The following is a 23671-nucleotide window of genomic DNA, read 5'->3' on the forward strand; positions in this document are numbered from 1 at the left end:
GTCCGCATACTGGATGTATGCGGACGTTCCGACAACGCGGCGAGGTGCCGCAGCTGTCGTCGCGCGCCCGCCAGGGATTACGGGACAGCCCTTAGACTCGTTCAGCGATGAGCAGCCTCTTTGACGACAGTTTCCTGGCCGGCCTCCAGCACGCGGAGGAAGGGCCCCCGCCGCCCCCCGAGGAGTCGGCGCCCGAAGACGTGCCGGAGGACCTCTTCGCGGGCGTGTTCGACGGGCCCCCGCCGCCCAGGGACGCGTTCTACCGCGACGGCGCGCCCCGCCCCGTCGTCGACCCCGCGGCGCTCCTCGACGGGCTGAACGAGCAGCAGCGCGCCGCCGTGGTCCACGCGGGCTCGCCCCTGCTCATCGTCGCCGGGGCGGGCTCCGGCAAGACCCGCGTACTGACCCACCGGATCGCCCACCTGCTGGCCACGCGCGGGGTGCACCCCGGGCAGATCCTGGCGATCACCTTCACCAACAAGGCCGCGGGCGAGATGAAGGAGCGCGTCGAGCAGCTCGTCGGCCCGCGCGCCCACGCCATGTGGGTCATGACGTTCCACAGCGCGTGCGTGCGCATCCTGCGCCGCGAGTCGAAGAAGCTCGGCTTCACCTCGTCGTTCTCGATCTACGACGCCGCCGACTCCAAGCGGCTGATGGCCCTGGTCTGCCGCGATCTGGACCTCGACCCGAAGCGCTTCCCGCCGAAGTCGTTCACGGCCAAGGTCTCCAGCCTGAAGAACGAGCTGATCGACGAGGAGACCTTCGCGGGCCGGGCTGCGGACGGCTTCGAGAGGACCCTCGCCCAGGCGTACACGATGTACCAGGCGCGGCTGCGCGAGGCCAACGCGCTGGACTTCGACGACATCATCATGACGACGGTCCATCTGCTCCAGGCGTTCCCCGACGTCGCCGAGCACTACCGCCGCCGCTTCCGGCACGTCCTCGTCGACGAGTACCAGGACACCAACCACGCCCAGTACACCCTCGTACGCGAACTGGTCGGCCCGGCGGGCGAGAGCGAAGCCCCCGCCGAGCTGTGCGTCGTCGGTGACGCGGACCAGTCGATCTACGCCTTCCGGGGCGCGACCATCCGCAACATCCTCCAGTTCGAGGAGGACTACCCGGACGCGACCACGATCCTGCTGGAGCAGAACTACCGCTCCACGCAGACCATCCTGTCCGCCGCCAACGCGGTCATCGAGCGCAACCAGAGCCGCCGCCCCAAGAACCTCTGGACGAACGCGGGCACGGGGGCCGGGATCACCGGCTACGTCGCCGACACCGAGCACGACGAGGCGCAGTTCGTCGCCGACGAGATCGACCGGCTGACCGACGCGGGCGACGCCAGGGCGGGCGACGTCGCGGTCTTCTACCGCACCAACGCGCAGTCCCGTGTCTTCGAGGAGATCTTCATCCGCGTCGGCCTGCCCTACAAGGTCGTCGGCGGGGTGCGCTTCTACGAGCGCAAGGAGGTCCGGGACGTCCTGGCCTACCTCCGGGTCCTCGCCAACCCCGAGGACGCCGTCCCGCTGCGCCGCATCCTCAACGTGCCCAAGCGCGGCATCGGCGAGCGCGCCGAGGCGATGGTCGAAGCCCTGGCACTGCGCGAGAAGATCACGTTCCCGCAGGCGCTGCGCCGGGTCGACGAGGCGTACGGCATGGCGGCCCGGTCGGCCAACGCCGTCAAGCGGTTCAACACGCTGATGGAGGAGCTGCGCACGGTCGTCGAGTCCGGTGTGGGCCCGGCGGTGGTCCTGGAGGCCGTTCTGGAGCGTACGGGCTATCTCGCCGAGCTCCAGGCGTCCACCGACCCGCAGGACGAGACCCGCATCGAAAACCTCCAGGAACTCGCCGCCGTCGCCCTCGAGTTCGAGCAGGAGCGGGGCGAGGCGGGCGAGGAGGGCGCGGGCACGCTCGCGGAGTTCCTGGAACGGGTCGCGCTCGTCGCCGACTCCGACCAGATCCCCGACGAGGACGAGGAGGGCTCCGGCGTCATCACGCTGATGACGCTGCACACCGCGAAGGGCCTGGAGTTCCCGGTGGTCTTCCTCACCGGCATGGAGGACGGCGTCTTCCCGCACATGCGGGCGCTGGGCCAGACCAAGGAGCTGGAGGAGGAGCGGCGCCTCGCGTACGTCGGCATCACCCGGGCCCGTGAGCGGCTCTACCTGACCCGGGCCGCGATGCGCAGCGCGTGGGGGCAGCCCTCGTACAACCCGCCGTCGCGGTTCCTGGAGGAGATCCCGGACCAGCACCTGGAGTGGAAGCGGACCGGGCCGATGGCCGCCCCGGCCGGGCCGACGTCCGGCATCGGTTCGTCGCTCTCCTCCTCGCTGTCCTCGTCGCGTTCGCGCTCCGGCCCCTCGGGCTTCGCGACCCGGCGGACCTCGGACAAGCCGACGATCTCGCTGGCCGTCGGGGACCGGGTCACGCACGACCAGTTCGGGCTCGGCACGGTGACGGCGGTCGAGGGCTTCGGCGACCAGGCGAAGGCCACGGTCGACTTCGGCGACGACCGCCCGAAGAAGCTGCTGCTGCGGTACGCCCCGGTCGAGAAGCTGTAGCCGGCCGCCCCCCCCGGACGCCCCGGAGGCACGGCCCTCCGGGGGCCGGGCGGGACGGGTGGCTCAGGTGGGGTCGACGCCGTGACTGCGGAACCAGGCGAGCGGGTCCGTCGGCGTGCCGCCACCGGGCCGTACCTCGAAGTGCAGGTGCGGGCCGGTCGAGTTGCCGGAGTCCCCGGAGTACGCGATGACGTCACCGGCCTTGACCGGACCCGAGCGGATCTTGGTGGTGCTGAGGTGGCAGTACCAGGTCTCGGTGCCGTCGGCCATGGTGACGATGGCCATGTTCCCGTAGGCGCTGTTCCACTGCGTGCGCACGGTGCCGTCGGTCGCGGCCATCACCGGCGTGCCGGTGAAGACGGGGAAGTCGATGCCCGTGTGTACGGACATCCAGTTGACGCCCCCCTGACCGAAGTACGCGCTGAGGCCGTGCTGCGCGACCGGCATGACGAACTTGGGGCGCAGCGCCTCCTTGCGGGCGGCTTCCTCCAGGCGCTTCTTCTTCTCGGCGGCCTGGCGTTCCCGCAGGTCGATGCGTTCCTGGGTGCGGCTGGCGCGGTCGGCGAAGTTCTCGGCGTCGGCGCTGAGGTTGGCGAGCTGGGTGTCCAGCCTGCTGTTGGCGACGGCCGGCTTCACGGAGTCGGGGGCCGAGGCCGCCAGCGTGGTCGTGTCGTCCTTCTTGTCCTCGCCGGCCAGGCCGCCGACCGAGGCCGCGGCGATACCGGCCACGCTCATCACGCAGGCGGAGGGCACGGCGACGGTGAGGAGCGCGGAGCGCTTCGCGGGGGAACGCCGTCGGCTCCGGCCGCCGCGTGCGTCGGCGCGGCCGGGGGAGCGGTGGGGGGCGAGCACGATGTCGGCCGTGTCGGCGCACGCGACGGCGGCGTCGCCCCCGGCCTCGCTCTCCGTGCCGGCGGTCGCCCCGGCCGGCGCGTCGGCCGCACCGGCCGTGCCGTCGAACGCGGTGACCGCGGCCATCGTGGCGGTGGTGGCGTCGTGGACCGGGTCCCGGTGGGCCGTGGCGGGCTCGTCGGCCCGTTCGTCTTCCGCTGCCGTCGGCACCTCGTGCGGCGCTTGCGTGGTGTGCGCGGCGAGCCCTTCGTGCTCCGGGTCGGGCGCGGTGCCGGTGTTCCAGGCGGTGGCGTCGTACGCGCCGGTGTCGTAAGCACCCGTGCTGTACGCGGCGGTGCCGGTCGTCGCCCACTGGCCGGTCTCGTACCAACCGCCGGTGTCCCACTGGCCGGTGACGTCCGGGGCACCGGCCAGTGACGGGACGTCGGTGAAGGCGGTGGTGGTCATGGTCGTGGTCGCGGCCGTGCCGAATGCGGCGGCGGACGTCCACGTGGCTGTCGTGTCGTACGTCCGACCCGTGGCGTAGATCTGCTGCGCCTGCGTGTCGTACGAGGTGCAGGCGTCGAACGCGGCGGTCGGGTGCGCGCCCGTGTCCCACTGCGTGGAGTCGTAGTGGCCGCTGTATCCCTGCTCGGTCCGCCCGGCCTGTCCCGTGCCGTAGCCGCCGTCGGCGTACGTGCCGTCGTGTCCGCCCGGCATGGAGCCGAAGAGCGGATCGATGTCGAAGCTTCCGGTGGCCTGGCCGTCGTATCCGGCATACCCGGCGTGGGGGTGCTGGTCGTTCACCAACTTCTCTCTCGCCTCGGCAGCAGGACCTGTGTTCCGGGGTCCGGCGGGCGGATCCCGGGGGAAGCAGTGGCCGCGACTGTACCCGGCGGTATGCGGCGCGGACAATCTTCGTCGGGTGTGGGCGACTCGGGAAAGGGGCAATCGGCCGTCTTTCGACGGGCCGTCCACAGAGCCTTGGCTCTATGTTCGAAGATCGTTCTATTACTGGCGCCCAGGGGCGGGGCGGGGTAGGGCGGGGCGTTGGGGCAGGGGCGGGTGTGAGGGCGGGCGGGTGCTGGTGTGACGGAGCCGGTCCGGGTCAGGCCACCGGAGCCGTTCCGTCGGATGGAGCTGCCCCGTCGGACCCGGTGGCTTCCGTGATGCCCGATGCCCCTGCGGTCCCCTCCGCCTCCGCCTCCTCCGCAGTCCCTTCTGTGGACTCCTTTGCGGACTCCTCCGTCGCTTCCCCGGCCGTTCCGTCGTCTGTTCCGTCGGCCGTTCCGTCGTCTGTTCCGTCGGCCGTTCCGTCGTCTGTTCCGGCCGCCGGGCTGCCGGACTCCAGCGACTGCCGGACCGCCGTGGCGACGGTGGGGTGCGCGGGGAGGGCGAGGTGGCCGACCCCGGTGACCCGTACGTTCAGCGCGTCGAGGTCGGGGTGATCGATACGGGCCGCCTCCGCCGGAACGATCACCCGGTCGATGTCGCTCCAGAAGCTCACGAACCGCGTGCGGCAGCCCGGTGCCGGACCGCGTAGTTCCTCGATCGGCGCGGAGCCCGCACGCATCTGGCGCACGAGGGGATGGGCGCTCGCCGGCGGGGCGACGGTGGTCCCGCCGTGTGGGGTGCCGAGCGTGACCAGGGTGCGGACCCTCTGGTCACCGCCCAGACATTGCACGTAGTAGCGGGCGATCAGACCGCCGAGGCCGTGCCCGACGATGTCGACCTCGTGGTGTCCGGTGCGGGCGCAGATCTCCTCGATGTGCCGGCCGAGCAGTTCGGCGGCGGTGCGGAGGTCGCAGGTCAGCAGCGAGTAGTTGAGCGACTCCAGATGGCGTCGGCCGTGCCGGGCGAGGGCGCGGCGCAGGAGGACGAATACCGAACGGTGGCCGATGAAGCCGTGCAGGAGAACGACGGGAGTCCGGTCATCGCTCCCGGCGCCGTCACTGTTTCCGTTCCGGCTTCTGCCACGGCTTCTGCTTCTGCCTCCACCTCCGCCTTCGGCGAGGAAGAGCAGGACTTTCATGACTGATCTCCTCCTGCTGCGGCGAGCGGGGGGAAGCGGCTGCGGCCCCGCGGGCCCTCATGGGAAGCCGTGGGGGAGTGGTGCCCAGGTCCAAACCCGATGGGGGCCGTACCACCGTGCCGAGCGGCTGGCGGCGCGGTGGTACGGCGACCTCGTAGCGGCTCCCCCAGCGGACGTTTCCGCGACGGCGGGCGTGCCGCATCACGTGGGAACGGCGCCAGGCGAACATGTCCCACGTGTGATTTCCCCCTCCCCGTACACCGTGAAACGACGGGTTGCGGGATGCTGTCGATAACGTTCGTTCACATCCCCGGCCCTTCAGGCACGGGAGACGCATGTGGAGGCAGTGATGGGTGTGACAGGTCCGATCCGTGTGGTGGTGGCCAAGCCGGGCCTGGACGGCCATGACCGTGGAGCCAAGGTGATCGCGAGGGCGCTGCGCGACGCCGGTATGGAGGTCATCTACACCGGGCTCCACCAGACGCCCGAACAGATCGTGGACACCGCGATTCAGGAGGACGCCGACGCGATCGGCCTCTCGATCCTCTCCGGCGCCCACAACACGCTGTTCGCCAAGGTGATCGAGCTGTTGAAGGAGCGCGAGGCGGAGGACATCAAGGTCTTCGGTGGCGGCATCATCCCGGAGGCGGACATCGCGCCGCTGAAGGAACAGGGCGTCGCGGAGATCTTCACTCCGGGCGCCACGACGGCCTCGATCGTCGACTGGGTCAACGCCAACATCCGGCACCCCGCGGACGCCTGAGCGCGCCGCGAGGCAGCGGCCCGCCCGCCCGGCCCGCCCGCCCGGCCCGCCCGCCCGGCCCGCCCGGCCCGCCCGCCCGGACGACCGGGCGGGCAGGCCGGACGCGTCGTGGCCGTACCGCCGGTCAGGAGTCCCGCCGTGCGGTCGTTGAGTCCGACAGCAGCTCCGACTCCATCGCCGCGCGCAGCCGAAGCGTGGAGACCAGGCGCTGGAACGCCTCCGACCAGTAGCCGTTGGCGCCCGGAGACGCGTCCTCCGGTTCGTCCTGAGGCGTGGTGAGGACTTCCAGGCGGTCCGCCTCGGTCGGGTTCAGGCAGCGTTCGGCGAGTCCCATCACGCCGCTGAAGCTCCATGGATAGCTGCCCGCGTCCCGCGCGATGTCCAGGGCGTCGACGACCGAGCGGCCGAGCGGTTCGGCCCAGGGTATGGGGCAGGCCCCGAGTAATTGGAACGCCTCCGACAGCCCGTGCGCGGCGATGAAGTCGGCGACCCACGTGCCGCGTTCGGCCGCCGGAAGTATGGCGAGGAGCTTCGACCGCTCGGCGAGCGACGCCGTGCCGGGGCCGTTCGACGCAGGGACGGAAGGGGCGCCGAGCAGGGCGCGGGCCCACTCCGGATCCCGCTGACGCACCGCCGCCCGGCACCACGCCGCGTGCAGCTCCTCGGCCCAGCCGTCGGCCACCGGCAGGGCGACGATCTCCCGCGCGGTGCGCCCGCCGAACCGGGCCGGCCAGGCGGTCAGCGGGGCGGACTCCACCAACTGCCCCAACCACCACGACCGTTCGCCCCGACCGGACGGCGGAACCGCCACCACGCCGTCGCGCTCCATCGCGGCGTCGCATTCGTGCGGGGCCTCCACGGCGACGCGAGCGTCGTCGCCCGTGACGTCCGGGCTCACGAAGGACAGCGCACGGGCCGCCATCCGGCCGGCGAACGCCGACTTCGGCAGTGCGGAGAGCAGTTCGGCGGCGGTGGAGCGGACGTTCCGGCTGCGGTCGGAGAGCGCCCGCTCAAGGAAGGGCTCGTCCACCGGGGACAGCCCGGTGCGCAGGGAATCGAGGAACATCAGCCGGTCCTCGGCCCGTTCGGTGGTCCAGGTGCCGGAGAGCAGCGCGAGCGACTCGGCAGGGTCATGCGCCCGTACGGCCCCGAGCAGGGCGACCCGTTCGGCGAACAGCCCTTCCTCCCACAGCCGGGCGACCGCGTCCCGGTCCGTGACGTCGGGCAGTGCCGAGCCGCCGGACGAGCCGCGCAGCGCGAACCTCCACTCGGGGTTCAGCCCGGCCAGCCACAGCCCGCGCGGTCCGGCGAAGGCGAGCGCCTGCGGCCGCAGATCGGTACGGGACCTGGCCGCGTCCAGCAGTTGAGGGAGCAGCGCGGCAGGGGCGCGGAAGCCGCGCCGGTTGGCGATGGCCAGCCACTGGGGGATCAGTTCGGTGAGATCGGGCGCCGTGCCGCGTCGGCCGCCCGAACCGCCCGGCGCCGACCGGTCCGCGAGCAACTGGGCCAGTCTGCGCCGGGCGGCCGGGGGCAGCGGCGGCCGGGGATCGACCGGGGACGGGGCGGGCCGGGCGGCAGCGGGGGCGGGCAGCAGTCCCGCTCGGCGCCGTACGGTCAGGATCGCCGCGGCGTCCAGCAGCTCGGCCGGTCCGCCACCCTGCCGCGCGGGTCGTCGGTCGGTGCCGAGCAACGCCGACGTGACGAGTTCCTCCCACGGCTCGGGCCTGGTGGTACGAGGCATTGGTCCTCCTCGGACGTCGAATCGGATGCCACCGGAAGTCGTCGGAAGCCATCGGATGTCAGATGAGCGGGACGATCTCGACACCCCCACTTCCGACACTTCCGGCACCGTGGCGCTCCGTGCCGCCGATGTCGGTTCCGACGGACCGGGGCATGCCCGGGGCCGCTCCCGTACGCGTACCCACCGCTCCCTCCGAACCCACCGCTCCGTCCGGATCCGCCGTCCCGGCCCGGTCCGCGTCCGTGGTCGTGACCCAGGCCGCCAGCGGGTCGAAGCCGCGGTGGCCGCACTCGCCGAAGACGGTGACCGGCGCGCCCCCGGAGAGCGCGACCAGCTTCCACAGCCCGGGCCGGGCCCGGGCCGACGGAGCGACGGGCAGGGCGCCGTCGCCCGCCGCGTCGACCAGCTGCCAGCCCTCCGGACCCGACGGCACCGGTATCACCTCGCGCAGGGTCGTCGGCCAGGCGTCCAGCCACGGATCGTCCCGCAGGGCGCCCCCGTAGGCGGCGATCGCGTCCCCGGTCGTACCGCCCACGGGCGGCGTACCGGCCGGTGACGGGAGGCCGAACCGCTGCCCCGGCTCGGCCCGCAGCTGACCGGCGCCGGGATACGGTGTGATCTCGGCGTCGACCGTGGCGCCCACCGGCAGCGAGAGCTCGGGCGAACGCCCGGCCGCCCCGAAGGAGAGCAGCAGCGCCGGACGCCCCGACCCCCTTCCGTACAGCCAGACGCGGCGCGTGACGAGTCTGCCGTCCGAGGTGTCGTACTGGGCGAGGACCAGCCAGCGGTCCCGGACCGGTGGGCCCGAGGCGGGGACGTTCAGCCCCACGCGCGTACGGACCGTGGTCGCCAGCGGTTCCGGCAGCCGGTCGATCCCCAGCCAGGCCCGGTCCAGCAGATGCAGCAGCGCGCACTCCTCCAGCAGCCGCTCCGGCCAGCCCGGCCCTGACGCCGGTACGGCGCCCAACTCCCTTACCCGGGCGGCGAGTCCGGGAGCCTGGGCGTCGACCATGCGCGCCGCCGTCTCCTCCCACAGCCCGTACCCCGACTGATCGGCCGCGGCCAGGCCGCCCCGCAGCAGGTCGGCCAACCGCTGCTCCAACTCCTGGGCGCCGCCGGTGATTCGCTCAGCCCGGCGCTCGGCCCGCCGCCGAGCGGCCTCCGGATCGGCCGGACCCGCCGCCGGGGCGCGGCCCGCCGCGGCCCCGTTCGCGTCCCCCTCCTCCTCCGCCGCCCGTCCACGGCGGTCCGTCAGCCACTCACCGGCCCAGCCGGGCGCCTCGCCCACGGGCAGGGCCGACTCACCGGCCGCCCAGACCAGCAGCAGACCCAGCGCGTGCTTGCACGGGAACTTCCGACTGGGGCAACTGCATCCGTACGCCGGGCCGGTGGTGTCGACGACCGTTCGATACGGCTCGCTCCCGCTTCCCGCGCACAGCCCCCACACCGCGCCCGAACCGTCGAGCCCGCTCCCCGACCACGACCCGGACGAACCGAGTCCGCTCCCCGCCGTGCGCGACGGCGCGTCAGGTGCCAGCGCCAGGACCTGCTCCACCGTCCACCGCACGGCCGGGGCGGCCGTGCCCGAAGGTTCTCCCCCGTGAGATAGCAGCATGGGAACGACGGTAGAGCGCCCCACTGACAATCAGTCTGACCTGCTGATTCGGTGGCACGCACACCACTTGACCCGAGCCGTTCCCTGCGCTTGGCTGCGGGCTCCAGACGCATGGACAGATGCCTGGACCCGGGAGAGTCGAGGGATGAGTCACACCACCCGTAACAGCCTTGGTGCCCGGAGCGTTCGGACCGTTGTCTGCGCCGCCGCAGTGTTCGGGCTCGCTCTCGGTCTCGGCGCCTGCTCCGGAGCCATCGAGGAGGCGGACAAGAAGGTCGACAAGGCCGTCGACGAGGCCGTGGACAAGGCCGTCGACGAGAAGTACGAGGTCACCTACGAGGTCACCGGGACCGGCGTCGACGAGATCCAGTTCCACGCCGGCGGGGGCAAGGCGATGGAGCCGGAGATCGAGTCGGTCAAGTCGCCCCAGCTGCCGTGGCGGAAGACCGTCACGCTGCGCGGGATCATGCCGCCCGCCGTCATGCCGGTCACGGTGGAGGAGGACGGCGCCGAGATCACCTGCTCGATCACGTACAAGGGCAAGGTGATCAAGAAGGCCGAGGGCGAGGGACTCCTCACGGCGGGCGGCTGCGTCGCGGTCTCGCCGGTGGCCGGCTGAGCACACCGCCCGCGGCGTCCATCCGCCGCGGGCGAACTGCCTCGCCGCGACGGGCGAACCGGCGGCGACGAGCGAACCGGCGACGCGTGAACGCACCGCGACGACGCGAACCGGCCGCGACGCACGAACGGGCCGTACGAACGGACCCCGCGGCCGCGGACGTACCGGCGGCCGCAGGCGTACCGGCCGGGACGTACGAACCGGCCTCCGACCTGCGACGGGGGCCGATTGTCAGTGCCATGGTGCACGGTGGGAACCGCAACAGGTCGACCGATCTGGAGGGGGACCCATGACCGTGTCCGAAACCGCCGCTGCCACCGCCGATGTCGCGACACAGGCCCTGCGACCGCACGCCGAGGACGCCTTCGCCCATGAGCTGAAGGCCCTCGCCGCGGCCGACGACCGCCCCAGGCCCGCTCGTTGGCGGTTGTCCCCCTGGGCCGTCGCCACCTATCTCCTCGGCGGCATCCTGCCCGACGGCACGGTGATCACCCCCAAGTACGTCGGTCCGCGTCGCCTGGTCGAGGTCGCCGTGACCACTCTCGCCACCGACCGGGCCCTGCTGCTCCTCGGGGTCCCCGGCACCGCCAAGACGTGGGTCTCCGAGCATCTCGCGGCCGCCGTCAGCGGCGACTCGACACTGCTCGTCCAGGGCACGGCGGGCACCCCCGAGGAAGCCGTCCGCTACGGCTGGAACTACGCGCGACTGCTCGCGCACGGCCCCGGCCGGGACGCGCTGGTGCCGAGTCCGCTGATGCGCGCCATGGCCGAAGGCATGACCGCGCGCGTCGAGGAACTCACCCGCATCCCCGCCGACGTGCAGGACTCGCTGATCACGATCCTGTCGGAGAAGACCCTCCCCATCCCCGAACTGGGACAGGAGGTCCAGGCGGTCCGCGGCTTCAACGTCATCGCCACGGCCAACGACCGCGACCGAGGGGTCAACGAACTGTCCAGCGCCCTGCGCCGCCGGTTCAACACGGTCGTCCTGCCGCTGCCCGCCACACCGGACGCGGAGGTCGACATCGTGTCCCGGCGGGTCGACCAGATCGGGCGCGCGCTCGACCTGCCGTCCGGGACCGACGGACTGGCCGAGATCCGACGCGTCGTCACCGTCTTCCGCGAGCTGCGCGACGGAGTCACCACCGACGGACGCACCAAGCTCAAGTCCCCGACGGGGACGCTGTCGACGGCCGAGGCGATCTCCGTGGTCACCAACGGACTGGCGCTGGCCGCCCACTTCGGCGACGGGGTGCTGCGCCCCGGCGACGTGGCGGCGGGCATCCTCGGCGCGGTCGTCCGGGACCCGGCGGCCGACCGCGCGGTCTGGCAGGAGTACCTGGAAACGGTGGTACGGGAGCGGGACGGGTGGAAGGACTTCTACCGCGCCTGCCGCGAGGTGTCCGCATGACGCGGACCGCGGGATCGGGCGGCCCCCTCCTGCTGGGGGTGCGCCATCACGGGCCGGGCTCGGCCCGCGCCGTGCGCGCGGTCCTGGAGGCAGCACGCCCGCGGGCCGTCCTGGTCGAGGGCCCGCCGGAAGGGGACCCGCTGCTTCCGCTGGCCGCCGACGAACGGATGCGTCCGCCGGTCGCGTTGCTGGCCCACGCCGTCGACGACCCGGGGCGGGCGACGTTCTGGCCGCTGGCCGCGTTCTCCCCCGAATGGGTCGCGATCCGCTGGGCCCTGGCGCACGACGTGCCGGTCCGCTTCATCGACCTTCCCGCCACCAACTCCCTGGCCATCGCGAGGGCGGCCGAGCAGCGGGCAGCCGGGGAGGACGCGGCAGGGGAGGAGGAGACGGCCGGGGGAGGAGACCCGGACCGCGGCGGGGAGGAAGGGCCGAGTGCCGATGGTTCGTCCGGGTGCGCCCCCGTCGACCCCCTCCGCGTGCTCGCGCGGACCGCCGGCCACGACGACCCGGAGCGCTGGTGGGAGGACGTCGTCGAGCACCGCGCCCAGGGCGGCGGCACCGACCCGATGGCCCCCTTCGCCGCGCTCGCCGAGGCGATGACGGCCCTGCGCGAGGTGTACGGGGACGGTGACCATCCCCGCGACACGGTTCGCGAGGCACACATGCGTATTCAACTACGCAAGGCGAGAAAGGAGTTCGGCGACGACATCGCGGTCGTCTGCGGCGCCTGGCACGTCCCCGCGCTCGCCACGAGGACCACGCTCGCCGCCGACAGGGCCGCGCTCAAGGGACTGCCCAAGGTCAGGACCGAGCTGACCTGGGTGCCCTGGTCGCATCGCAGGCTGGCGCGGAACAGCGGATACGGGGCGGGCATCGACTCGCCCGGCTGGTACGGACACCTCTTCGACGCGGCCGACCGCCCGATCGAGCGGTGGATGACCAAGGTCGCCGGCCTCCTGCGCGACGAGGACCGGTTCGTGTCGTCCGCCCATGTCATCGAGGCCGTCCGGCTCGCCGCGTCCCTCGCCGCCGTGCGCGACCGCCCGCTTGCCGGGCTGAGCGAGACGACGGACGCGGTCAGAGCCGTGATGTGCGACGGCTCCGACGTCCCGCTGGCACTCGTACGGGACCGGCTGGTCGTCGGTGAGTCCCTCGGCGAGGTGCCCGACACCGCCCCCGCCGTACCGCTGCAACGCGACCTCACCCGCCAGCAGCGTTCCCTCCGGCTCAAACCGGAGGCGCAGGAGCGGGAGTTGGAGCTCGACCTGCGCAAGAACACCGACGCGGCACGGAGCCGGCTGCTGCACCGGCTGCGGATCCTCGCCGTCGACTGGGGCGAGCCCACGACCGGCCGGGCGAGCACCGGCACGTTCCGCGAGAGCTGGCGGCTGCGCTGGGAACCCGAACTGTACGTGCGGGTGGCCGAGGCCGGGACGTGGGGCACCACCGTGCTCTCCGCCGCGACGGCCAGCGCCGGGTCCCGGACCGCTTCCGCCGCCTCCCTCGCCGACATCACGGCCCTCGCCGAGCACTGCCTGCTCGCGGAACTGCCGGACGCCCTGCCCGTGGTGATGCGGGCCCTCGCCGACCGCGCCGCGCTCGACGCCGACGTCGGCCGGCTCGCCGACGCCCTGCCCGCACTGGCCCGCACCCTGCGCTACGGCGACGTGCGGTCCACGGACACCGGGGCGCTCGGCGAGGTCGCCGCCGGGCTGGCGGAGCGCGTCTGCGTCGGCCTGCCGGCGGCGTGCACCGGACTCGACGCCGACGGCGCCGCCGAGATGCGCCGCCGGATGGACGGCGTCCACACCGCGATCGGACTGCTCGGCGGGGCCGTTGCCGCGCGTTCCGAAGCGGACGGGCTGCGCGGGCGCTGGACCGCCGTACTGCACCGGCTCGCCGCCCGGGACACCGTCGCGGGAATCATCAGGGGACGCGCGGCCCGCCTGCTGCTCGACGAGGGGCGGATCGCGGAGGACGACGCGGCACGGCTGATGGGCCTGGCGCTCTCGCCCGGCACGCCGCCCGCCGACGCGGCGGCCTGGATCGAGGGGTTCGTCGGAGGGGCGGGCGGCGGAATGCTCCTCGTCCACGACGCACGGCTGCTCGGGCTGGTCGACGCCTGGATCACCGGCGTCCCGGCCGACGCCTTCGCCGACGTACTGCCCCTGCTGCGTCGTACCTTCTCGGCCTACGAGGCCGGGGTGCTGCGCACGCTGGGCGAACGCGTGCGGCGTGGTCCGGCCGCGGGCGGGGCGGCTGCCGATGCCACCGGCGCCGGTACGGGCGCCGGGGCGGTGGCCCCCGGCTTCGGGCCCGGACTCGACGCGGCGAGGGCCGAGGCGGTGGAGGCAATTCTGCGTCTCCTGCTCGGCACCACCACCGACGCGATCGCCGAAGCCGAGCCCGAAGCCCGAGCCGAAGCCGATCCGGGGGCCGGCACGACCGCCGGCGCCCGTACCCCTACCGGCACAACCGCCGACGCCGCCGTCCCTACCGGCACCGGCACCCGCACCGGCCCGGCTGTGGTCCCCGCTGCGCGGCCGGGCGGAGGCGACCGGGACGACAGGACCCGAACCGCCGAGGAATCACCGGCCGAGAAACCGCTGGGGGCAACGGGATGACCACGCACACGGCAGACACCACGACCCACCCGACCCACGACATCCGGTCCGACACGACGGCCGACGAGCGGCTGCGCCGCTGGCGGCTGGTGCTGGGCGGGGACGGCGAGGAGGGCACCGGGCGCGGCCTCACCGGCCGCGACGCCGCGATGGACGGAGCGCTGACCGCGCTGTACGGCGGCGCCGCCGGGGCGGGAGGCCGGGACGGGAACAGCCGCTCGGCCGGGCTCGGGGCCTCCGCCCCGTCCGTGGCCCGCTGGCTCGGCGACATCCGCACGTACTTCCCCCGCTCCGTCGTCCAGATCATGCAGCGGGACGCCATCGACCGGCTCGGCCTCTCCGCGCTGCTCCTCGAACCGGAGATGCTGGAGGCCGTCGAGGCCGACGTCCACCTCGTCGGTACGCTCCTCTCGCTCGGCAGGGCCATGCCCGAGACGACGAAGGAGACCGCGCGGGCCGTCGTGCGCAAGGTCGTCGACGACCTGGAGAAGCGGCTCGCGACCCGCACCCGGGCCACCCTCGCCGGCGCGCTGGACCGCTCGACGAGGAACGAACGCCCCCGGCACCACGACATCGACTGGGACCGCACGATCCGGGCCAACCTCAAGAACTACCTTCCCGAGTACGGCACCGTCGTCCCCGAGCGGCTCATCGGGTACGGGCGGGCCGCACGGTCCGTGCGGAAGGACGTCGTCCTCTGCGTCGACCAGTCGGGGTCGATGGCCGCCTCCGTCGTCCACGCCGCCGTCTTCGGCGCGGTCCTCGCCTCCATGCGCACGCTGCGCACCAGGCTCGTCGTCTTCGACACGGCCGTCGTCGACCTCACCGACCAGCTGGACGACCCCGTCGACGTGCTGTTCGGGACACGGCTCGGCGGCGGTACCGACATCAACCGCGCGCTCGCGTACTGCCAGTCCAGGATCACCCGCCCCGCCGACACCGTCGTCGTGCTCATCAGCGATCTCTACGAGGGCGGCATACGCGACGAGATGCTGAAGCGGGTCGCCGCGATGAAGGCGTCCGGGGTGCAGTTCGTGGCCCTGCTGGCGCTGTCGGACGAGGGCGCGCCCGCCTACGACCACGACCACGCGGCGGCCCTCGCGGCCCTGGGTGCACCGGCGTTCGCCTGCACACCGGACCTCTTCCCGGAGGTGATGGCCGCGGCGATCGAGAAGAGACCGATACCCGTACCGGACAGGGAGGCCCCCCGCGCCCGCGACCCCCGGACGGCCCCTTGAGCCCGTCCCGGAAGCCCTGCCACGCAGGCCGCCACTCCGTCCACCGCGCCCCGGCCCCCCGCCGGGTCTGTGACCGTAATCACCGCTCAGGTGTGATCTGCGATTTAGGGTCACGCGGAGCGCGGGGATAACCTGCGAGATGGACATGCCGCGTACACCGGGTCACCCTGTGCGCCTTCCTCGTGACAGAGCAGTCGCATTTGCCCCTCGCGGCACGCCCACGCAGAAAACGAACCGCGAGACCACTGATTAAGGGACGGACGCGCGTGGACCTGTTCGAGTACCAGGCGAGGGACCTCTTCGCCAAGCACGGTGTACCGGTGCTGGCCGGTGAAGTCATCGACACGCCTGAGGCAGCCCGCGAGGCGACCGAGCGGCTGGGCGGCAAGTCGGTCGTCAAGGCGCAGGTGAAGGTCGGAGGCCGTGGCAAGGCCGGCGGCGTCAAGCTGGCCTCCACCCCCGACGAGGCGGTCGCCCGCGCGACCGACATCCTCGGCATGGACATCAAGGGCCACACGGTCCACAAGGTGATGATCGCCGAGACCGCGCCCGAGATCGTCGAGGAGTACTACGTCTCGTACCTCCTCGACCGCACCAACCGCACCTTCCTGGCCATGGCCTCGGTGCAGGGCGGCATGGACATCGAGGAGGTCGCCGAGAAGACCCCCGAGGCCCTCGCGAAGGTCCCGGTCGACTCCAACACCGGCGTCACCATCGAGAAGGCCCGCGAGATCGTCGCCCAGGCGAAGTTCCCGGCCGAGGTCGCCGAGCAGGTCGCCGAGGTCCTGGTGACCCTGTGGAAGACCTTCGTCGCCGAGGACGCGCTCCTCGTCGAGGTCAACCCGCTCGCCAAGGTCGCCTCCGGCGACATCCTGGCGCTGGACGGCAAGGTCTCGCTCGACGACAACGCCGACTTCCGTCAGCCCGAGCACGAGGCGCTGGAGGACAAGGCCGCGGCCAACCCGCTGGAGGCCGCCGCCAAGGCCAAGAACCTCAACTACGTCAAGCTCGACGGCGAGGTCGGCATCATCGGCAACGGCGCCGGTCTGGTCATGTCGACCCTGGACGTCGTCGCGTACGCCGGTGAGAAGCACGGCAACGTGAAGCCCGCCAACTTCCTCGACATCGGTGGCGGCGCCTCCGCCGAGGTCATGGCGAACGGCCTGGAGATCATCCTCGGCGACCCGGACGTCAAGTCCGTCTTCGTCAACGTCTTCGGTGGCATCACCGCGTGCGACGAGGTCGCCAACGGCATCGTCCAGGCGCTCGAACTGCTCAAGTCCAAGGGCGAGGACGTCACCAAGCCGCTGGTCGTGCGCCTCGACGGCAACAACGCGGAGCTGGGTCGCAGGATCCTCTCCGACGCCAACCACCCGCTCGTGCAGCGCGTGGACACCATGGACGGCGCGGCCGACAAGGCCGCCGAGCTCGCCGCGGCTGCTGCGAAGTAAGGGACGAGGGACTCCAACACCATGGCAATCTTCCTCACCAAGGACAGCAAGGTCATCGTCCAGGGGATGACCGGTGCCACCGGTATGAAGCACACCAGGCTCATGCTCGGCGACGGCACGAACATCGTCGGTGGCGTGAACCCGCGCAAGGCGGGCACGTCGGTCGACTTCGACGGCACCGAGGTACCCGTGTTCGGCACGGTCGCCGAGGCGATGGAGAAGACCGGCGCGAACGTGTCGGTGCTCTTCGTGCCGCCGGCCTTCGCCAAGGCCGCCGTGGTCGAGGCGATCGACGCCGAGATCCCGCTCGCCGTCGTGATCACCGAGGGCATCGCCGTCCACGACTCCGCCGCCTTCTGGGCGTACGCGAGCTCGAAGGGCAACAAGACCCGGATCATCGGCCCGAACTGCCCCGGTCTGATCACCCCCGGCCAGTCCAACGCCGGCATCATCCCGGGCGACATCACCAAGCCCGGCCGCATCGGTCTCGTGTCCAAGTCCGGCACGCTGACCTACCAGATGATGTACGAGCTCCGTGACATCGGCTTCTCGTCCGCCGTCGGCATCGGTGGCGACCCGGTCATCGGTACGACGCACATCGACGCCCTCGCCGCGTTCGAGGCCGACCCCGACACCGACCTGATCGTGATGATCGGCGAGATCGGCGGCGACGCCGAGGAGCGCGCCGCCGACTTCATCAAGGCCAACGTCACCAAGCCGGTCGTCGGTTACGTCGCGGGCTTCACCGCCCCCGAGGGCAAGACCATGGGCCACGCCGGCGCCATCGTCTCCGGCTCCTCCGGCACCGCGCAGGCGAAGAAGGAGGCCCTGGAGGCCGCCGGCGTCAAGGTCGGCAAGACGCCGACCGAGACCGCCAAGCTGGCGCGCGAGATCCTCGGCGCCTGACCGCCGCTCCGACCGGGGCGGCGCGCCCCGGCGCGGCACCGCACAGACGGCGCGGGACCGCACCCCTGGTGAGGGGTGCGGTCCCGCGCCGTTTTCGTTCCGCCGCAGGACCGCCCGTGCGCCCGGCCACGGACCCTCGTGGGCCTGCGCCGAGTCATTGAGTACACAGCCGAGTCATTAAGTACATAAACGTATATTGAGCGACACGGCGGTCGTTCTCCCGTTGCACGAAATGGGCGCGTGTCGTTGGCAGCATGACGGCGTGACCCAAGTGACCGGAGGCAGCCCGCCATTGTCGGCGGAACAGGCCGCGAAACAGACCGCGAGACAGGCCGCGAGACAGGCCGCGGGGCGGACCGCGGAACAGACCGGGAGGCAGACCGGGAGGCAGACCGAGGGGCCGGCCGGCGTGCGGGCGGCGGAACGATCCGAACGACGCAGCCGCTCCGCCGTACTGGTCTTCACCTTCCTGCGCGGAGGGATCGCGGCAGGGCTGGGACTCGGCGCGCTCACCGTGCTCGTCATGGTGCTGTGGATCAGTTCCCCGAGCCCCTACGACGGGCCCTCCGACGCCCTTCACACGGCGGCCGGGCTCTGGCTGCTCGCCCATGGCGCCGAGCTGATCAGGACCGACACGCTCGACGGGATCCCCGCCCCGGTCGGTCTCGTCCCCCTGCTGCCGGCCGTGCTGCCGCTGTGGCTGGTGCACCGTGCGGCCCGGGACGCCTCGGAGGCCGAGGAGGGGGGCGCGGCGCCTTCGGCGTCGGCCGTGTTCGGCCTGGTCACGGGCGGGTACGCGGTGGTCATGGCAGCGGTCGCGCTCTACGCGCGAGGCGGCTCGCCGTCCGTGCGCGCGGTGTCGCTGCTTTTTCCCGCGGCCTTGGTGGTGGCCGCTGCCGCGGCGGCCGGTGTGTGGACGGCGTACGGGCACCCGGTCGGTCCGCTCCCGGCCCGGGTGCCGATGCGCGTCCGTGCGACGCTGGCGCGCTCTCTGTTCCGGGAACGCGCCGCGACGGTGTGGCGGTCGGCCGCGGCGGGCGTGATGACGCTGCTGGGCGGTGGGGCGCTGCTCGTCGCCGTGGCGCTGGTCTGGCACGCCGACGCGGCTCAGCAGGCGTTCGACCAGCTCGTGGGTGGCTGGGCGGACCGGGGCGCGGTGCTGTTGCTGGCGCTGGTCCTGGTGCCGAACGCGGCGGTGTGGGCTGCCGCGTACGGGCTCGGCCCGGGTTTCGCGCTCGGTACGGCGTCCACGGTCACCCCGCTCGCCTTCTCGGGGTCCCCGGCGTTGCCGGTCTTCCCGTTGCTGGCCGCGGTGCCGGAACAGGGGGAGGGGACGTGGCCGAACTGGGCGGCCGCGGTGGTGCCGGTCGCCGCCGGGGTGGTGGTCGCCCGGTTCACGGTTCGGAGCGCGGTCCCCGTCCACGGCACGGACGGAGGCGGAGACGCGGGCAGAGGCGGAAGTGGCGCAGACGCGGACACGGGCGGTCCGGAGGAGGCGTGGAGCGCGGGCGGGACAGCGCTGACGGCCGCGCTCGGCGCCCTGGGGTGCGGGTCGCTGATGGCCGTGCTGGCCGCCGCCGCGGGCGGGCCGCTCGGCACCCGCGCGCTCGCGGAGTTCGGCCCGGTGTGGTGGCTGACGGGTGCGGCGGCCGCGGCGTGGACGATGGTGCTGGCCGTTCCCGGGGCGCTGTTGCTGCGGGCCTGGCGGCTGCGCGGACGGAACGGCGGACGGAGACGGGGCCGTCGCCGGAGCACGGCCGGAGGGGCGGAGGAGACGGCGGGGACGGGCCGGACGGCGCGAAGCACGGACCGGACGGCGGGGACAGAGGGAGCGGTGGGGACGGCGAGGGTGGAGGGAGCGGCGCGAAGCACGGACCGGACGGCGGGGGCGGAGCGGGTGGCGGGGGCGGAGGGAGCGGCGGGTAGGCCCGTCGGTCAGGGACCCGCCGAGGCACCCGTTCCGCCCGCGCGCCCGAGAAAGGCTCGGACCCGCCGGGGCTCCGCGAGGGCGTCCACGCCACGCGGGGTGGTGACCGTCGGCGGGGCGGAGGGGACCGAGGACGACGACGCGGAGCCGTACGACTTCCTGCCGACCGACCCCTGGCATGCGCGGACGGCCCGGCGTGCAGGAGAAGACGCCGGGCCGTCGGGGAAGCCGTGAGACGGGCCGCCGCCGGGGGGACGGCCGGTCCTCGAATCCGAAGAACGTTGCGAAGAACGTTCGGTCCTCCGTGAAGGACGGTCAGTTCTTGATACCGAAGATGGGCTCCAGCGGCTTGGGCAGCAGATCGTTGCAGGCGAGCTGGCCCGACTTGGTCAGGGCGTCGTTCACGCAGGTGTAGTAGTCGCGGTAGACCAGCTGCACCGTGAACGTCGTCGCGACGACCGAGAGCGCGAGCAGGGCCGTCACCAGACCGCTGAGCGCGGCCGTGGTCTGCTGGCGGCCGTAGCCCGGGGCGGGGGAGCCGGGAGCGGACCCGGCGGCCGGGACGTGCCCGGTGCCGGACCCCTGGAGGGAGCCGGTGGCCGGTGCGCCGGAGGACGCGGCCGGGCGGGCCGCTCCGGCGCCGCCCGGCGCGGAGGGGGCCTTCGGCTTGTTACGGAGCGCGCTGATCGACCAGTACACGGCGAGCGCGCCGAGCAGCAGGGCGATCTCCGGGAAGTCGAACAGGGCGAAGAAGAACGACCACATGCCGCCGAGCAGTGCGTAGCGCGCTCGGCGCTGGGCCGGGTCGGTCGGGTCCCAGCGCAGTCCGCCGGGGCTGCCCTCGGGACCGCCCGGACCGTTCGGGCCGCCCGAGCCCCCGGGCCGTCCGCCGAAACCGCCGCTCTGCCGGCCGGGCTGCCGATTGCTCCACTGGCTGCCCCAGGCCGGCCGGTCGCCGGAGGAGCCGCCCTCGCCCCCGTTCCCGCCGCGTCCGTCGCCGTCGTTCTCCCGGCCGTCGTCGGCGTTGGAGGGGTGGCGGGGCTGCCAGGGCCGGTCGGGGCGGTTCTCGGGCGGTGCGGCGAACGGATTGTCGTCGGCGGAACCGGAGGACCTTTGAGAACGCGCGGGACCCGCGGAACCGGGGGTGCCCGCGGCGTCAGGGGAGGATGGCGAGGAGTCGGCGGGGGACCGGCGCTCCCGCAGCAACGGCGAGCCCGGCGCGGACAACGGCCGCGACGACGCCGAGGGCGCCCCGAACAACGGCGAGAACGCTTCGAACGACGGCTGCGGCAGCAGTGAGGCCGGCCCGGGCAACGGCTGCGACGAGTGGTGGAAGGCGGTGCGGCGGCGTCGGTCCGTCATGTGGTGAACGTCTTCCCCATCTCGTCATTTCCGTCCTGCGGACGAATCCCTGTCCCCTGACGCTACCTCCCGGCCAGGAGGGGCCGAAAGCTGGGAGTGGCCGGGCCGGGCGGCCGGACCGCGGCCCCCGGCCCGCCCGGGGCCCGCCCCGGGCCCCGGGGTGGCCGATATGCGAAGGATGCGCGGTCTCTCACCCCGTCCCGAGGGGGCTCGCACGGCTCCCGGTATCGTTGCTGGCGGTCGACCGTTCGTAGAGTTCCCCGTATCGAGGGGCACGATTCTTTCGTACGACCATACAAATTCAGCGTCACTTGCTCCATGTCGCCTGATTCATCGTCGCCTGCTTCATCACGCGAGAAAGGGCCCAGCCGTGGCCTCCCCGCCCCCTTCCGCCGCACCGGCCCGCCTGGTCGTGCTGGTCTCCGGCTCCGGAACGAACCTCCAAGCACTGCTCGACGCCATCGGTGACGACGCCGAGGGCTTCGGCGCGCGGATCGTCGCGGTCGGAGCCGACCGCGACGGCATCGTCGGTCTGGAGCGGGCGGAGCGCGCCGGGCTGCCGACCTTCGTGTGCCGGGTCAAGGACCACGCCACGCGCGAGGAGTGGGACGCGGCGCTCGCCGCCGCCACCGCCGAGCACCACCCGGATCTCGTGGTGTCGGCGGGATTCATGAAGATCGTGGGCAAGGAGTTCCTCGCCCGGTTCGGCGGCCGGTTCATCAACACCCACCCCGCCCTGCTCCCCAGCTTTCCCGGTGCCCACGGGGTGCGCGACGCGCTCGCGTACGGCGTGAAGGTCACCGGGTGCACCGTCCACTTCGTCGACGACGGGGTCGACACCGGTCCGATCATCGCGCAGGGCGTGGTCGAGGTGACCGAAGAGGACACGGCGGAGGGCGAAGCGGCCCTCCATGAACGCATCAAGAAAGTCGAGCGCAAGCTGCTCGTCGAGGCCGTACGGCGGCTCGCCCGCGACGGCTATCGCATTGAGGGACGAAAGGTTCATCTCGGTCATGTCGGTGAATAAGCCCATCCGCCGCGCCCTGGTCAGTGTCTACGACAAGACGGGGCTCGAAGACCTCGCCCGCGGTCTGCACGAGGCGGGTGTCGAGCTCGTCTCCACCGGCTCCACCGCCGGGCGGATCGCCGCCGCCGGGGTGCCCGTCACCAAGGTCGAGGAGCTGACCGGCTTCCCCGAGTGCCTCGACGGCCGCGTCAAGACGCTGCACCCGCGCGTCCACGCCGGCATCCTCGCGGACCTGCGCCTGGACGCCCACCGCGAGCAGCTCGCCGAGCTGGGCGTGGAGCCGTTCGACCTCGTCGTCGTCAACCTGTACCCGTTCAAGGAGACGGTCGCCTCCGGCGCCTCCGCCGACGAGTGCGTGGAGCAGATCGACATCGGCGGCCCGTCCATGGTCCGCGCCGCGGCCAAGAACCACCCGTCGGTCGCCGTGGTCACCAGCCCCGAGCGGTACGCCGACGTCCTCGCCGCCGTCAAGGCGGGCGGCTTCGACCTCGCCGCCCGCAAGCGCCTGGCCGCCGAGGCGTTCCAGCACACCGCCGCGTACGACGTCGCCGTCGCCTCCTGGTTCGCCGCCGACTACGCCGCCGCCGACGACTCGGGCTTCCCGGACTTCTTCGGTACGACGTACGAGCGTGCGAACGTCCTGCGGTACGGCGAGAACCCGCACCAGCCCGCCGCGCTCTACACCTCCGGCACCGGTGGCCTGGCCGAGGCGGAGCAGCTGCACGGCAAGGAGATGTCGTACAACAACTACACGGACACCGACGCCGCGCGCCGTGCCGCGTACGACCACGCCGAGCCGTGCGTCGCGATCATCAAGCACGCCAACCCGTGCGGCATCGCGATCGCCGACGACGTCGCCGAGGCGCACCGCAAGGCGCACGCCTGCGACCCGCTGTCGGCCTTCGGCGGGGTCATCGCCGTCAACCGTCCGGTGACCGTGGCCATGGCAGAGCAGGTCGCGGAGATCTTCACCGAGGTCATCGTCGCCCCGGCGTACGAGGACGGCGCGGTCGAGGTCCTGGCCCGCAAGAAGAACATCCGCGTGCTGCGCTGCCCCGACGCCCCGACCGCCCCGGTCGAGGTCAAGCCGATCGACGGCGGCGCGCTGCTCCAGGTCACCGACCGCCTCCAGGCCGAGGGCGACGACCCGGCCAACTGGACCCTGGCCACCGGTGAGGCGCTTTCCGAGGACGAGCTGAAGGAACTCGCCTTCGCGTGGAAGGCGTGCCGCGCGGTCAAGTCCAACGCGATCCTGCTCGCCAAGGACGGCGCTTCGGTGGGCGTAGGCATGGGACAGGTCAACCGGGTCGACTCCGCGAAGCTGGCCGTGGAGCGGGCGGGCGAGGAGCGCGCACGGGGCTCGTACGCGGCCTCCGACGCGTTCTTCCCGTTCCCGGACGGCCTGGAGATCCTGACCGCCGCCGGCGTGAAGGCCGTGGTCCAGCCGGGCGGTTCGGTCCGTGACGAGCTGGTCGTCGAGGCCGCGGAGAAGGCGGGCGTGACGATGTACTTCACGGGCACGCGCCACTTCTTCCACTGAGCGCCGCGCGCCTGAGC

Annotated in this window: 15 protein-coding genes and 1 pseudogene; 11 read left to right on the top strand and 5 right to left on the bottom strand. The window is 72.8% G+C overall.

Features of this window, described 5'->3' with window-relative positions; all coding sequences use genetic code 11:
* Positions 1 to 107: 107 nt before the first annotated feature.
* Positions 108 to 2564 (top strand): DNA helicase PcrA, encoded by a 2457-nt coding sequence (pcrA, locus tag ACFYXM_RS27385; RefSeq protein WP_389293229.1) that lies wholly within the window; start codon positions 108 to 110, stop codon positions 2562 to 2564.
* Positions 2565 to 2627: 63 nt separating this feature from the next.
* Here the strand turns inward: pcrA and ACFYXM_RS27390 are convergent, their stop codons facing one another.
* Both ACFYXM_RS27390 and ACFYXM_RS27395 read right to left on the bottom strand, forming a co-directional pair.
* A complete protein-coding gene (locus ACFYXM_RS27390) occupies positions 2628 to 4202 on the bottom strand; it encodes a M23 family metallopeptidase (protein WP_389293230.1) in 1575 nt (524 codons plus the stop codon).
* A 502-nt stretch (positions 4203 to 4704) separates the two neighbouring features.
* Positions 4705 to 5328: pseudogene (locus ACFYXM_RS27395) on the bottom strand (esterase/lipase family protein); the annotation flags it as partial.
* A gap of 448 nt (positions 5329 to 5776) precedes the next feature.
* On the opposite strand from ACFYXM_RS27395, the gene ACFYXM_RS27400 reads away from it, so the two are divergent.
* Positions 5777 to 6190 (top strand): cobalamin B12-binding domain-containing protein, encoded by a 414-nt coding sequence (locus tag ACFYXM_RS27400; protein ID WP_389293232.1) that lies wholly within the window; start codon positions 5777 to 5779, stop codon positions 6188 to 6190.
* A 124-nt stretch (positions 6191 to 6314) separates the two neighbouring features.
* On the opposite strand, the gene ACFYXM_RS27405 is transcribed toward ACFYXM_RS27400, so the two are convergent.
* Together ACFYXM_RS27405 and ACFYXM_RS27410 are read right to left on the bottom strand one after the other, a co-directional pair.
* The gene (locus ACFYXM_RS27405) at positions 6315 to 7931 is read right to left on the bottom strand and encodes a DUF5691 domain-containing protein (protein WP_389293234.1); all 1617 of its coding nucleotides are present in this window, start codon (positions 7929 to 7931) and stop codon (positions 6315 to 6317) included.
* Between the two features lie 58 nt (positions 7932 to 7989).
* Positions 7990 to 9546 carry an SWIM zinc finger family protein gene (locus ACFYXM_RS27410; RefSeq protein WP_389293236.1) on the bottom strand — a complete coding sequence of 519 codons (1557 nt, stop codon included), beginning with the start codon at positions 9544 to 9546 and terminating at the stop codon, positions 7990 to 7992.
* A gap of 145 nt (positions 9547 to 9691) precedes the next feature.
* On the opposite strand from ACFYXM_RS27410, the gene ACFYXM_RS27415 reads away from it, so the two are divergent.
* The 7 genes from ACFYXM_RS27415 to ACFYXM_RS27445 all read left to right on the top strand — a co-directional run bounded on the left by ACFYXM_RS27415 (position 9692) and on the right by ACFYXM_RS27445 (position 19959).
* A complete protein-coding gene (locus tag ACFYXM_RS27415) occupies positions 9692 to 10165 on the top strand; it encodes an MmpS family transport accessory protein (protein ID WP_389293238.1) in 474 nt (157 codons plus the stop codon).
* 289 nt (positions 10166 to 10454) lie between these two features.
* Positions 10455 to 11576: an AAA family ATPase gene (locus ACFYXM_RS27420; protein WP_389293239.1), complete on the top strand. Its 1122-nt coding sequence runs from the start codon at positions 10455 to 10457 to the stop codon at positions 11574 to 11576.
* Positions 11573 to 14203 (top strand): DUF5682 family protein, encoded by a 2631-nt coding sequence (locus ACFYXM_RS27425; protein ID WP_389293240.1) that lies wholly within the window; start codon positions 11573 to 11575, stop codon positions 14201 to 14203. Before ACFYXM_RS27420 ends, ACFYXM_RS27425 begins: the two co-directional genes overlap by 4 nt.
* On the top strand, positions 14200 to 15441 hold the full coding sequence (locus ACFYXM_RS27430; protein WP_389293242.1) for a VWA domain-containing protein: 1242 nt from the start codon (positions 14200 to 14202) through the stop codon (positions 15439 to 15441). The genes ACFYXM_RS27425 and ACFYXM_RS27430 overlap by 4 nt, the downstream gene beginning before the upstream one ends.
* 266 nt (positions 15442 to 15707) lie before the next feature.
* Complete coding sequence (sucC, locus tag ACFYXM_RS27435; protein WP_362020740.1) at positions 15708 to 16892, top strand: ADP-forming succinate--CoA ligase subunit beta; 1185 nt, start codon at positions 15708 to 15710, stop codon at positions 16890 to 16892.
* Positions 16893 to 16913: 21 nt separating this feature from the next.
* Positions 16914 to 17798: a succinate--CoA ligase subunit alpha gene (gene sucD / locus ACFYXM_RS27440; RefSeq protein WP_389293244.1), complete on the top strand. Its 885-nt coding sequence runs from the start codon at positions 16914 to 16916 to the stop codon at positions 17796 to 17798.
* A 262-nt stretch (positions 17799 to 18060) separates the two neighbouring features.
* Positions 18061 to 19959, top strand: coding sequence for a DUF6350 family protein (locus tag ACFYXM_RS27445; RefSeq protein WP_389293245.1), 1899 nt, complete (start codon positions 18061 to 18063; stop codon positions 19957 to 19959).
* 81 nt (positions 19960 to 20040) lie between these two features.
* Here the strand turns inward: ACFYXM_RS27445 and ACFYXM_RS27450 are convergent, their stop codons facing one another.
* The gene (locus tag ACFYXM_RS27450; protein WP_389293247.1) at positions 20041 to 21087 is read right to left on the bottom strand and encodes a hypothetical protein; all 1047 of its coding nucleotides are present in this window, start codon (positions 21085 to 21087) and stop codon (positions 20041 to 20043) included.
* Positions 21088 to 21457: 370 nt separating this feature from the next.
* Between ACFYXM_RS27450 and purN the strand changes: the two genes are divergently transcribed.
* Together purN and purH are read left to right on the top strand one after the other, a co-directional pair.
* The gene (gene purN, locus ACFYXM_RS27455) at positions 21458 to 22114 is read left to right on the top strand and encodes a phosphoribosylglycinamide formyltransferase (protein ID WP_389293248.1); all 657 of its coding nucleotides are present in this window, start codon (positions 21458 to 21460) and stop codon (positions 22112 to 22114) included.
* Positions 22101 to 23654: a bifunctional phosphoribosylaminoimidazolecarboxamide formyltransferase/IMP cyclohydrolase gene (gene purH, locus ACFYXM_RS27460; protein WP_389293250.1), complete on the top strand. Its 1554-nt coding sequence runs from the start codon at positions 22101 to 22103 to the stop codon at positions 23652 to 23654. The genes purN and purH overlap by 14 nt, the downstream gene beginning before the upstream one ends.
* Positions 23655 to 23671: the final 17 nt, after the last annotated feature.

Origin of the sequence: Streptomyces sp. NPDC002476 (assembly GCF_042889785.1) — a bacterium.
Lineage (GTDB): Bacteria > Actinomycetota > Actinomycetes > Streptomycetales > Streptomycetaceae > Streptomyces.

What these genes read in the sequence shown, in the direction of transcription:
- pcrA (WP_389293229.1), top strand. Translation starts at nt 108, where the DNA reads ATGAGCAGCCTCTTTGACGACAGTTTCCTGGCCGGCCTCCAGCACGCG.
- ACFYXM_RS27400 (WP_389293232.1), top strand. Translation starts at nt 5,777, where the DNA reads ATGGGTGTGACAGGTCCGATCCGTGTGGTGGTGGCCAAGCCGGGCCTG.
- ACFYXM_RS27405 (WP_389293234.1), bottom strand. Translation starts at nt 7,931, where the DNA reads ATGCCTCGTACCACCAGGCCCGAGCCGTGGGAGGAACTCGTCACGTCG.
- ACFYXM_RS27410 (WP_389293236.1), bottom strand. Translation starts at nt 9,546, where the DNA reads ATGCTGCTATCTCACGGGGGAGAACCTTCGGGCACGGCCGCCCCGGCC.
- ACFYXM_RS27415 (WP_389293238.1), top strand. Translation starts at nt 9,692, where the DNA reads ATGAGTCACACCACCCGTAACAGCCTTGGTGCCCGGAGCGTTCGGACC.
- ACFYXM_RS27420 (WP_389293239.1), top strand. Translation starts at nt 10,455, where the DNA reads ATGACCGTGTCCGAAACCGCCGCTGCCACCGCCGATGTCGCGACACAG.
- ACFYXM_RS27425 (WP_389293240.1), top strand. Translation starts at nt 11,573, where the DNA reads ATGACGCGGACCGCGGGATCGGGCGGCCCCCTCCTGCTGGGGGTGCGC.
- ACFYXM_RS27430 (WP_389293242.1), top strand. Translation starts at nt 14,200, where the DNA reads ATGACCACGCACACGGCAGACACCACGACCCACCCGACCCACGACATC.
- sucD (WP_389293244.1), top strand. Translation starts at nt 16,914, where the DNA reads ATGGCAATCTTCCTCACCAAGGACAGCAAGGTCATCGTCCAGGGGATG.
- ACFYXM_RS27450 (WP_389293247.1), bottom strand. Translation starts at nt 21,087, where the DNA reads ATGACGGACCGACGCCGCCGCACCGCCTTCCACCACTCGTCGCAGCCG.
- purH (WP_389293250.1), top strand. Translation starts at nt 22,101, where the DNA reads ATGTCGGTGAATAAGCCCATCCGCCGCGCCCTGGTCAGTGTCTACGAC.